This window comes from Kitasatospora sp. NPDC059648 (assembly GCF_042734825.1).
In the GTDB taxonomy this organism is placed as follows: Bacteria; Actinomycetota; Actinomycetes; order Streptomycetales; family Streptomycetaceae; genus Kitasatospora.
In genome coordinates this window covers 1-9,118 of the sequence record NZ_JBHWDU010000158.1, presented here as the reverse complement: position 1 = coordinate 9,118, position 9,118 = coordinate 1, and the positions used below count along the sequence as shown (strand labels likewise).

Genomic DNA, 9,118 nt, shown 5'->3' with positions numbered 1-9,118 from the left:
GTGCGGGGCCCCTTCCGTACGACCGCGGGCGTCAGGCGCTCTTGTCGCGCCGCTCGCGCTTGATCATGTCGCGCGGGACCAGGGTGGGGATGGCGTGCTTGGAGACCACGTCCCCGGTGACCACCACGCGGGCGACGTCCTGGCGCGAGGGGACCTCGTACATCACGGACATCAGCACCTCCTCCATGATGGCCCGCAGGCCACGGGCGCCGGTGCCGCGCAGGATCGCCTGGTCGGCGATCGCCTCCAGCGCGTCCCGGGAGAACTCCAGCTCCACGCCGTCCAGTTCGAAGAGCTTGCGGTACTGCTTGACCAGCGCGTTCTTCGGCTCGGTGAGGATCTGCAGCAGCGCCTCGCGGTCGAGGTTGTGCACGCTGGTGATCACCGGCAGACGGCCGATGAACTCGGGGATCATGCCGAACTTCACCAGGTCCTCGGGCATCACCTGGCGGAAGTGGTCGCTGGCGTCCGACTCCCGCTTGGAGCGGATGTTGGCGCCGAAGCCGATGCCCTTGGCACCCGCGCGGCCCTCGATGATCCGCTCCAGGCCGGCGAACGCGCCGCCGACGATGAACAGCACGTTGGTGGTGTCGATCTGGATGAACTCCTGGTGCGGGTGCTTGCGCCCGCCCTGCGGCGGCACCGAGGCGGTGGTGCCCTCCAGGATCTTCAGCAGCGCCTGCTGCACGCCCTCGCCGGAGACGTCACGGGTGATCGAGGGGTTCTCGCTCTTGCGCGCGACCTTGTCGATCTCGTCGATGTAGATGATCCCGGTCTCGGCCTTCTTGACGTCGTAGTCGGCCGCCTGGATCAGCTTGAGCAGGATGTTCTCGACGTCCTCGCCGACGTAGCCGGCCTCGGTCAGCGCGGTGGCGTCCGCGATCGCGAACGGCACGTTCAGCATCCGGGCCAGGGTCTGCGCCAGCAGCGTCTTGCCGGAGCCGGTCGGGCCCAGCAGCAGGATGTTCGACTTGGCCAGCTCGATGGCGTCCTCGCGGCCGTTGCCGCCGCTGCGCCCCGCCTCGCCCGCCTGGACGCGCTTGTAGTGGTTGTAGACCGCGACCGACAGCGCCTTCTTGGCGAGGTCCTGGCCGACCACGTACTGGTCCAGGAACTCGTAGATCTCACGCGGCTTCGGGAGCTCCTCGAAGCGGACCTCGGAGGTCTCGGCGAGTTCCTCCTCGATGATCTCGTTGCACAGGTCGATGCACTCGTCGCAGATGTACACGCCTGGGCCGGCGATCAGCTTCTTCACCTGCTTCTGCGACTTGCCGCAGAACGAGCACTTGAGCAGGTCGCCACCGTCTCCGATGCGTGCCACGAGGTGCTTCCCCTTCGCCAGGGGCCCCGCAGGGGTTCCGGGGCCTGGTGCTGTGGACCGTCCGCGCCGACGGCGCTCGGTCTCGCTATCCGACGGTACTCTGCCGGGCCCGTGATTCCGTCCTCTTCGCCGGGTCTGCCCTACGCCCTGGGCGAATTGATACCGAACAGATGCCGTGGCAGAACCCGCCGACGGGCCGGGGCGGGGCGCGCAACCGGGTGCGCGCCCCGCCCCGTCGGTGCCGGCCTCAGGAGGTCAGCGAGGTCTTGCGGGTGGAGATGATCTGGTCGACCAGGCCGTACTCGACGGCCTCCTCGGCGGTGAGGATCTTGTCGCGCTCGATGTCGTCGCGCACCTGCTCCACCGACTTGTTGGAGTGCTTGGAGAGCATCTCCTCCAGCTGCTCGCGCATCCGGAAGATCTCCTTGGCCTGGATCTCCAGGTCGGACACCTGGCCGCGGCCGGTCTCGGTGTACGGCTGGTGGATCAGGATGCGGGCGTTCGGCAGCGCCATCCGCTTGCCGGGGGTGCCGGCGGCGAGCAGCACGGCCGCGGCGGAGGCCGCCTGGCCCATGCAGACCGTGGTGATGTCCGGCTTGACGTACTGCATGGTGTCGTAGATGGCCGTCAGGGCCGTGAACGAGCCGCCGGGCGAGTTGATGTACATCTGGATCTCGCGGTCCGGGTCCATCGACTCCAGGCACAGCAGCTGCGCCATGATGTCGTTGGCCGAGACGTCGTCCACCTGCGAGCCGAGGAAGATGATGCGCTCCTCGAACAGCTTGGCGTACGGGTCGTACTCGCGGATGCCCTGCGTGGTGCGCTCGACGAAGCGCGGGACGATGTAGCGGCCCTCGGCGCGCATGTCCTCGACGCGGGCCTTGGCGGCCGACAGGCTGGGGATGTTCATGGGGGTTCTTGTCCTCCGGGGCGTTGTGGCTGTGGTCTCGTGGGCCGGGCCGAGGCTCAGGCGCCCGTGCCGCCGCCGCCGGGGACGTCCGCGGCGCTGTGCATGATCGCGTCGATGAGGCCGTACTCCAGGGCCTCCTCCGGGCTGAACCAGCGGTCGCGGTCGGAGTCCCGGGTGATCTGGTCGAAGGACTGGCCGCTGTGGAAGGCGATCAGCTCGGACATCCGCTTCTTGGTGCGGAGCAGCTGCTCGGCCTGGATGCGGATGTCGGTGGCGGAGCCGCCGAGGCCCGCGGAGGGCTGGTGCATCAGGATGTTGGCGTTCGGCAGCGAGAAGCGCTTGCCCTTGGCGCCGGCGGTCAGCAGGAACTGGCCCATCGAGGCGGCCATGCCCATCGCGATGGTGACGACGTCGTTCTTGATGTACTGCATGGTGTCGTAGATCGCCATGCCCGCCGAGATCGAGCCACCCGGGGAGTTGATGTAGAGGAAGATGTCCTTGTCGGGGTCCGCGGCCAGCAGCAGCAGCTGGGCGGTGATCTTGTTGGCGATGTCGTCGTCGACCTGCTGGCCGAGGAAGATGATCCGCTCGTTGAGCAGCCGGTTGTAGACCTGGTCGCCAAGGCCGCCGAGCACGTCACCAGCGGCGGCGTGCGGCGCCATCGGGCCAGGCATCTGCATCTGCGGGAACGTCACTTAGCCACCTGCTCAGTCGATTTGGAGGGCCGCTCCACGGCTCTCACGGTGTCGCACAGCTTCCGGGTATCACGTCGTGATTGTTGCTGTCCAAGGACCCTAACGCGCAGGCCCGGCCGCAGAATCCCTCACGCAGAACTGTTCGCTGTGAGCGCAGGGTCGCGCCGCGCGCGGTGGGACGACAGCGGGCCCGGACACCGTACGGCGTCCGGGCCCGCTGTGTCGCCTCAGGGGGCTACCGGGGCACTCAGGCCTCGGTACCCTCCTCGGCCTTCTCCTCGGCGGAGGCGTCGACGGTCTCGGCCGTCTCGTCCTCGTCGTCGTCGAAGTTGATCTCGTTGCCCTCGGTGTCGACGACCTTGGCGGCCTCGACCACGGTGGCCAGCGCCTTGCCGCGGGCGACCTCGCCGACCAGCAGCGGAACCTGGCCGCCCTGGACGACCTGCTGCGCGAACTGGTCCGGGGTGAGGCCCGAGCCGGCGGCGCGGCGGATGAGGTGCTCGGTGAGCTCCTCCTGGTTGACGCCCAGCTCCTCGTTGGCGACGATCTGGTCCAGGACGAACTGGGTCTTGATGCCCTTCTTCGCCTGCTCCTCGATCTCCGCGTCCCACTCCTCGCGGGTCTTGCCCTGGGTCTCCAGGTAGGTGTCGAGGTTGAGGCCCATCGGCTCCAGCTGGTGGTGCTCGACGTTGTGCTTGCGGGTCTCGATCTCGTCCTTCAGGAGCTTCTCGGGGTACTCGATCTCAACCAGCGCGAGCAGGGCGTCGAGGACCTTCTCCTGGGCCTGGGTGGCCTGGTCGTACTCCTTCATGCGCTCCAGGCGCTTGCGGGAGTCGGCGCGCAGGTCCTCCAGGGTGTCGAACTCGCTGGCCAGCTGGGCGAACTCGTCGTCCAGCTCCGGCAGCTCCTTCTCCTGGACGGCCGTGACGGTGACGGTGACCTCGGAGGTCTTGCCGGCCTGGGTGCCACCCTTGAGCTCGGTCTCGAAGGTCTTCTCCTCGCCGGCGGACAGGCCGGTCACGGCCTCGTCGATGCCGTCGATGAGGCGGCCCGAGCCGATCTCGTAGCTGACGCCGGTGGCGGTGCCGTCCTCCGGCACCTCACCGTCGACCTTGGCGACGAGGTCGACGACCACGATGTCACCGGCGGCCGCGGCGCGCTCGACGTCCTTGACCGAGGAGAAGCGCTCGCGCAGCTGCTCCAGCGACTTCTCGATGTCCTCGTCGGAGACGGCGATCGGGTCGACCGTCACCTCGATGGAGGAGAACTCCGGCAGGGTGATCTCGGGGCGGATGTCCACCTCGGCGGTGAACTTCAGGTCACCGCCGTCGGCGATCTTCTCGACACCCTCGATGTTGGTGATGTCGGGCTGGCCGAGGACCTCGATCTTGCCCTCGTCGACGGCCTGCGTGTAGAAGCGCGGCAGGGCGTCGTTGACGGCCTCCTCCAGCACGGCACCACGGCCGAAGCGCTGGTCGATGACGCGAGCCGGGATCTTGCCCTTGCGGAAGCCCGGAACCGTGACCTGCTGGTTGATCTTCTTGTACGCCGCGTCGAGGCTGGGCTTGAGCTCCTCGAAGGGCACCTCGACGGTGAGTCGAACCCGGGTCGGGTTCAGAGTCTCGACGGCGCTCTTCACGGTTAGGTCTCCTATGGGCTTGCGGTCGGTTGCCTCCGCCCGTCCCCTGCGCCCGGCCGGGGCCGGTACGGATGGGTCGGGCGAGACGGGCGATGGGCGGTTGGAGCTGCATCTCCCGTGTGGGTGGACGGTGAGCTTGACTCCTCGCCCTCGTGCGGTTGACCTGGGTTGACGCCACAGGGACTACCGCCAGTGCCCCATCCTACCGGTACCACGAAAGGCGGACGCCAGACGCCACCGTACCGCCCCAACAGAACAGGGCCCCGCCCCGGTGGGCGAGACCCTGCCGCACTGTCGGGGTGACCGGATTCGAACCGACGGCCTTCCGCTCCCAAAGCGGACGCGCTACCAAACTGCGCCACACCCCGTGGTGCCGAGAGGAAGCGTACACGCCGGGCCTGTACGGCTCGCCGACTTATTCGGGGCACGACGGAAGAGTGATCGCGGGGAATGCGGTGTGCACGGAAGCGGCCGGAGCAGGTACGCTGTCTCCCGAACTTCCGGCCGGAGACGGCTGGGGGGTCGCGCGGGCGTAGCTCAATGGTAGAGCCCTAGTCTTCCAAACTAGTCACGCGAGTTCGATTCTCGTCGCCCGCTCCACCGACCGGCCCCGGTGCGCCCAGCGCACCGGGGCCGCCGTCGTTTCACAGCCCGAGCCGGGCGGCCCTGGCGGCGGCCCGGTCGAGCAGCTGGTGCACGTCGCCCTCCCGGGTGGTGGAACGGTCGTTGTACTCGTCCGGGGAGCGCGCCGGGCGGCCGGTGGCGTGCAGCACCTCCATCAGCTGGACCCGCGCGGTGCGCACGGTCGCCGGAGTGCCGTAGCCGTATGCCAGGACGGCGGCCTGGGCGCCGAGCAGGCAGACCCGGCCAGCGCCGTCCCACATCGCGCCCTGCAGCCAGCCGTGGGCGCCGATGTAGCGGGAGGCGAGCCGCAGGTGGTCGGCGGCGGTGACCGGGACGGGCCGGGCGGGGCGGCGCAGCGCCCGGTCGAGCAGGGTGGCCCGGGGCGCCGGGTGGCCAGCGTGCCAGGGGCTCGGGGTGCTCCCGTACGGGCAGACGTACGGCCCGGGGGTGCGGGCGGGGGCGGGCAGCGAGGCCAGGTAGGCCTCGATCTCGGCGACCAGGCCGGAGCCGTCCGGGGCGAGCGGGTGCGGCGGAGGGGGTGTCGGGACGGGGCGGGGCGCCAGGGCGGGGCGGGGCGTCAGGGCGGGGCGGTGCATGCGGGCTCTCCAGGCGGCGGCCTTCGGTTTCCGCTCCCCAAAGTGGGGCATACAGGACATTTCCGCGACCGGAGATTCGGACGGTGCGCGCGGTTTCCCGCACGGCGGTCGGGCCGATAGCCTCGGCGGCGTTCGAGCGCAGTTCGAGCGCGACCTCACGCGCCGCGCTCCCGAGGTGGAGGAGTCCCGGTGCGTCCGCAGGAGCGACTGGCCGTCATACAGCGCTGTGTGATCCTGGAGATGGCGCGGCTGGGCCAGGTCTTCCGCACGGACGGCGAGGTGGTGCGCGGACCGGGCACCACGGCCGTCGCGGTGCGCGAGCACCCCGGGGACGACGGCGGCACCGGGCACGTGGACCTCGGCTTCGTGCTGCAGCTGGGCCGGGCGGACGCACCGGTGGTGTGGGACTGCGCGGCCGGCCTCGGCAAGACCGAGGAGGAGAAGCTCGCGAACGCGGTGAAGATGTGGGCCACCACCACCGCCTCGGTGCTGGTCGAGCTGGCGGACGGGCGCGGGGTGCACGCCGACCACCCGAACGTGCCCGAACTCCCGGGCTGGCGGGCGGTGCAGGGGCCGGCGGCGGTGTTCGGCTTCGGCAACGAGCACCTGGCGGCCTGGCTCGCCGAGCACCGGGTGCTGCCCGCGCTGGCGCCCGCGCTGCGCCGGGAGCTGACCGGGCCCGGCCCGGTCGGGGTGAAGCTCTTCCTGGGCGGGAAGGCGGGCGACGACGTCGCCGAGGTCCGGGTGGGCGGCGAGGTGTCGGAGTCGGCCTCCGCGGCGCTGCGCGCGCTGGACTGGCCGCGCGGCGAACGGCTGTGCTGGGCGCGGCTGTTCGTACTGCTGACGGCGGAGCGGGCAGCGCCGGTCGCGGCCGCGCCGGCGGGTGCCGCGGCACCCGTGCCGGTACGTGCTCCGGCTCCGGCGGCGGCGCGCCCCCGGGGTCTTTTCGCCCGCTGGCGCGAGGCCAGGCGGGCCGGCCGGTAGCGGCGGCCGCTCGCCCGCTCGCCTCCGGGGCGTTCCCGGCCCGGGGCCAGCGGTCGGCCCGGCCCTGCCCGGTCAGCCTCCCGTGATGCTGGAGATGCTGTGCGCCAGGTTGGCCAGCAGCGAGTTGATCGAGGTCGCCACCGTGGTCTCGTGCAGCATGAAGCCGAACAGGGCGGCGACGATCCCGTGTGCGATCTTCATCTGCTTGTTCCGGATGAAGATGATGCACAGGATCGCGAACAGGACCAGCGCGGAGACGGAGAGTGCCACCCGGACTCACTTCCTCGTTTCATAGCGTGGCGCCGCCGCCCGGCGGCACCTGTGAAGCCGGACCCCGGCCTGTCCGACGGTCCCGGGGCGGAATCGCGGACCGCCCGGCGCAGCGCCGGTGAGGGGGCCCGCGTCGGCCAGCCGTCTGGTGTGTCGCACGTGTCGCCCCCCATCCCCCGAAATCCTGAACAGTCCCGCCCGGACTCAGTGTGGTCGACCGTGCCGGTTGCGTAAAGGTCTGGCCGTCGGCCCAGCGCCGACATCCTGCGATGCGGGACGAGTTTCCGCCGACCGGGACGATAGCGGAGCCGTCCTGACGAATCGTCGGCGGGGCGGTGCTGAGCGGCCGGGACACGCCCGGGAGCGGGGAGCGGAAGCCGCTGGTCCGGTCAGCCGAGGGGGCGTCCGATATGGCCGAAGATCAGCTGCCAGGCTTGACAGCGGCTGCCCGCGGCATGTGCCGCGCGGCCCGACGCCTCAGTCGCGCCAGAGGAGCAGGACGGCGCGGTCGTCGTTGATGTCCCGGGCCACCGTCTCGATCAGCGCGGCCGCCGCGCCCGCGCCGCTGCCCGGGGCACCGCCGGGGACCAGCCGGTCGGCCTCCCCCATCAGCCGGTCCATGCCCTCGGCGAGGTCCCGGCCGGGTGCCTCGACCATGCCGTCGGTGCACAGCATCAGCACGTCACCCCGGTTCAGCCGGCCGCGTACGCCCTCGAACTTGGCACCGTCGTAGATGCCGAGCAGCGGGCCCTCCGCCTCCTTGACCTCCCAGCGCCCGGCGCCGGCCAGGCGCTGCATGCCGGGCAGGTGCCCGGCCGAGAGCAGTTCGTACTCGCCGGTGTCCAGGTCGAGCACCAGGTGGACGGCGGTGGCGAAGCCCTCCTCCCAGGACTGGCGCAGCAGGTAGCCGTTGGCGGCGGGCAGGAAGTCGTGCGCGGGCAGCGAGCCGACCAGGCCGCCGAAGGCGCCGGACAGCAGCAGCGCCCGCGAGCCCGCGTCCATGCCCTTGCCGGAGACGTCCGCGAGGACCACCTCCAGCAGCCGCTGGCCGGGGCCGGTGCGGGCGGCCACCACGAAGTCGCCGGAGAAGGACTGGCCGCCGGCCGGGCGCAGCGCCATGTCCGCGTGCCAGCCGGCCGGCAGCTCGGGCACCCGGCTCTGCACCCGCAGCCGCTCGCGCAGGTCGAACAGCATGGTGGAGCCGCCCCACCAGGGCACGCCGACCCGGGCCCGGAACTGGGCCAGCAGCAGGCCGCCCACGCCGGCGGCGCCGACCACCAGGGCCGCGCCGGGGGTCACGCCGTAGACGTAGGCCTCGGGGTTCTCGCTGGCGACCCGCTGGCCGGTGTGGATCACGGACTCGGCGGACAGCCCGAGGGCGGCCAGCGCGTAGAGCACCACCAGGCTGCCGGGGCGCAGCAGCAGCGCGCCGGCCAGGATGGGCAGGACCAGGGCGGTGGGCGGGGCCCAGTCGGGGATCCAGATGTTGAGCAGGATCATCAGCGGGACGAGCAGGGCCAGCGCGCAGAGCACCGGCCAGTCGGCGGCGCCGCCGCGGAAGTAGTCGACCCCGGCCGTGCGCAGCCTTCGACGGGCCCGGCGGAGCCTCTTGCGCAGCCGGGCCGTCACGGGCTCGGACGCCGCCGGGGCGGCACCGGGCCTCGTCGCAGTCGTCTGGGGCGGTGCGCCCGGCGGTCTGCCAGCCATGGGGTCCGACCCTATCCACGGGTGCGGCCCGGCGTCGACGGGCCGGGGGCGGGCGGCGGCGCGGGCGCGCGGGCCGCTCGGCGGGTTTCGGCCGATCGGGCCGGTGGCGGGCAGGGCGTCAGGAGGCGTGCGGGCGTTGGGCGTACGGAGCCTGCGGACGGAGCGTGCGCCCGGCGTGTGCGGACGCGGGCGCGCCGGGGCCTGTGGCCGATCCCACAGGTGGGGCGGGGCCGCGGACGACGGCGGCCGGCCGCCCGGGGGGGGGGGGGGCCCCCCCCCGGGCGGGGTGGGGGTTGGGGCTGTAGGGGGGGTTGGGGGGTGCGGTCCGAAGGCCGATTCGCCGCGTCGCACACAAGAAAAAAACAAACGAAA

General features: G+C 71.6%; 8 protein-coding genes and 2 tRNA genes. 2 read left to right on the top strand and 8 right to left on the bottom strand.

The window, feature by feature from the left end; translation table 11 throughout:
* Positions 1 to 31: 31 nt before the first annotated feature.
* From clpX to ACFV1W_RS39355, 5 genes are all read right to left on the bottom strand, one after another.
* The gene (gene clpX / locus ACFV1W_RS39375) at positions 32 to 1,321 is read right to left on the bottom strand and encodes an ATP-dependent Clp protease ATP-binding subunit ClpX (protein ID WP_030283761.1); all 1,290 of its coding nucleotides are present in this window, start codon (positions 1,319 to 1,321) and stop codon (positions 32 to 34) included.
* A gap of 247 nt (positions 1,322 to 1,568) precedes the next feature.
* Positions 1,569 to 2,231 (bottom strand): ATP-dependent Clp protease proteolytic subunit, encoded by a 663-nt coding sequence (locus ACFV1W_RS39370; RefSeq protein WP_030283759.1) that lies wholly within the window; start codon positions 2,229 to 2,231, stop codon positions 1,569 to 1,571.
* Between the two features lie 56 nt (positions 2,232 to 2,287).
* Entirely contained in the window at positions 2,288 to 2,905 is a 618-nt protein-coding gene (locus tag ACFV1W_RS39365) for an ATP-dependent Clp protease proteolytic subunit (RefSeq protein WP_380422253.1), read from the bottom strand.
* Between the two features lie 268 nt (positions 2,906 to 3,173).
* Positions 3,174 to 4,565 carry a trigger factor gene (gene tig, locus ACFV1W_RS39360; protein WP_380422251.1) on the bottom strand — a complete coding sequence of 464 codons (1,392 nt, stop codon included), beginning with the start codon at positions 4,563 to 4,565 and terminating at the stop codon, positions 3,174 to 3,176.
* A 294-nt stretch (positions 4,566 to 4,859) separates the two neighbouring features.
* A tRNA-Pro gene (locus ACFV1W_RS39355) sits at positions 4,860 to 4,933 on the bottom strand.
* A 158-nt stretch (positions 4,934 to 5,091) separates the two neighbouring features.
* On the opposite strand from ACFV1W_RS39355, the gene ACFV1W_RS39350 reads away from it, so the two are divergent.
* A tRNA-Gly gene (locus tag ACFV1W_RS39350) sits at positions 5,092 to 5,165 on the top strand.
* Positions 5,166 to 5,209: 44 nt separating this feature from the next.
* Here ACFV1W_RS39350 and ACFV1W_RS39345 read toward each other — a convergent pair.
* Positions 5,210 to 5,785, bottom strand: a complete 576-nt coding sequence (locus tag ACFV1W_RS39345) for a hypothetical protein (RefSeq protein ID WP_380422249.1) — start codon at positions 5,783 to 5,785, stop codon at positions 5,210 to 5,212.
* Between the two features lie 189 nt (positions 5,786 to 5,974).
* Between ACFV1W_RS39345 and ACFV1W_RS39340 the strand changes: the two genes are divergently transcribed.
* On the top strand, positions 5,975 to 6,769 hold the full coding sequence (locus ACFV1W_RS39340) for a DUF6348 family protein (RefSeq protein ID WP_380422247.1): 795 nt from the start codon (positions 5,975 to 5,977) through the stop codon (positions 6,767 to 6,769).
* A gap of 72 nt (positions 6,770 to 6,841) precedes the next feature.
* Here the strand turns inward: ACFV1W_RS39340 and ACFV1W_RS39335 are convergent, their stop codons facing one another.
* Positions 6,842 to 7,039, bottom strand: coding sequence for a hypothetical protein (locus ACFV1W_RS39335; protein WP_380422245.1), 198 nt, complete (start codon positions 7,037 to 7,039; stop codon positions 6,842 to 6,844).
* Positions 7,040 to 7,516: 477 nt separating this feature from the next.
* On the bottom strand, positions 7,517 to 8,746 hold the full coding sequence (locus ACFV1W_RS39330) for a PP2C family protein-serine/threonine phosphatase (protein WP_380422243.1): 1,230 nt from the start codon (positions 8,744 to 8,746) through the stop codon (positions 7,517 to 7,519).
* Positions 8,747 to 9,118 lie beyond the last annotated feature (372 nt).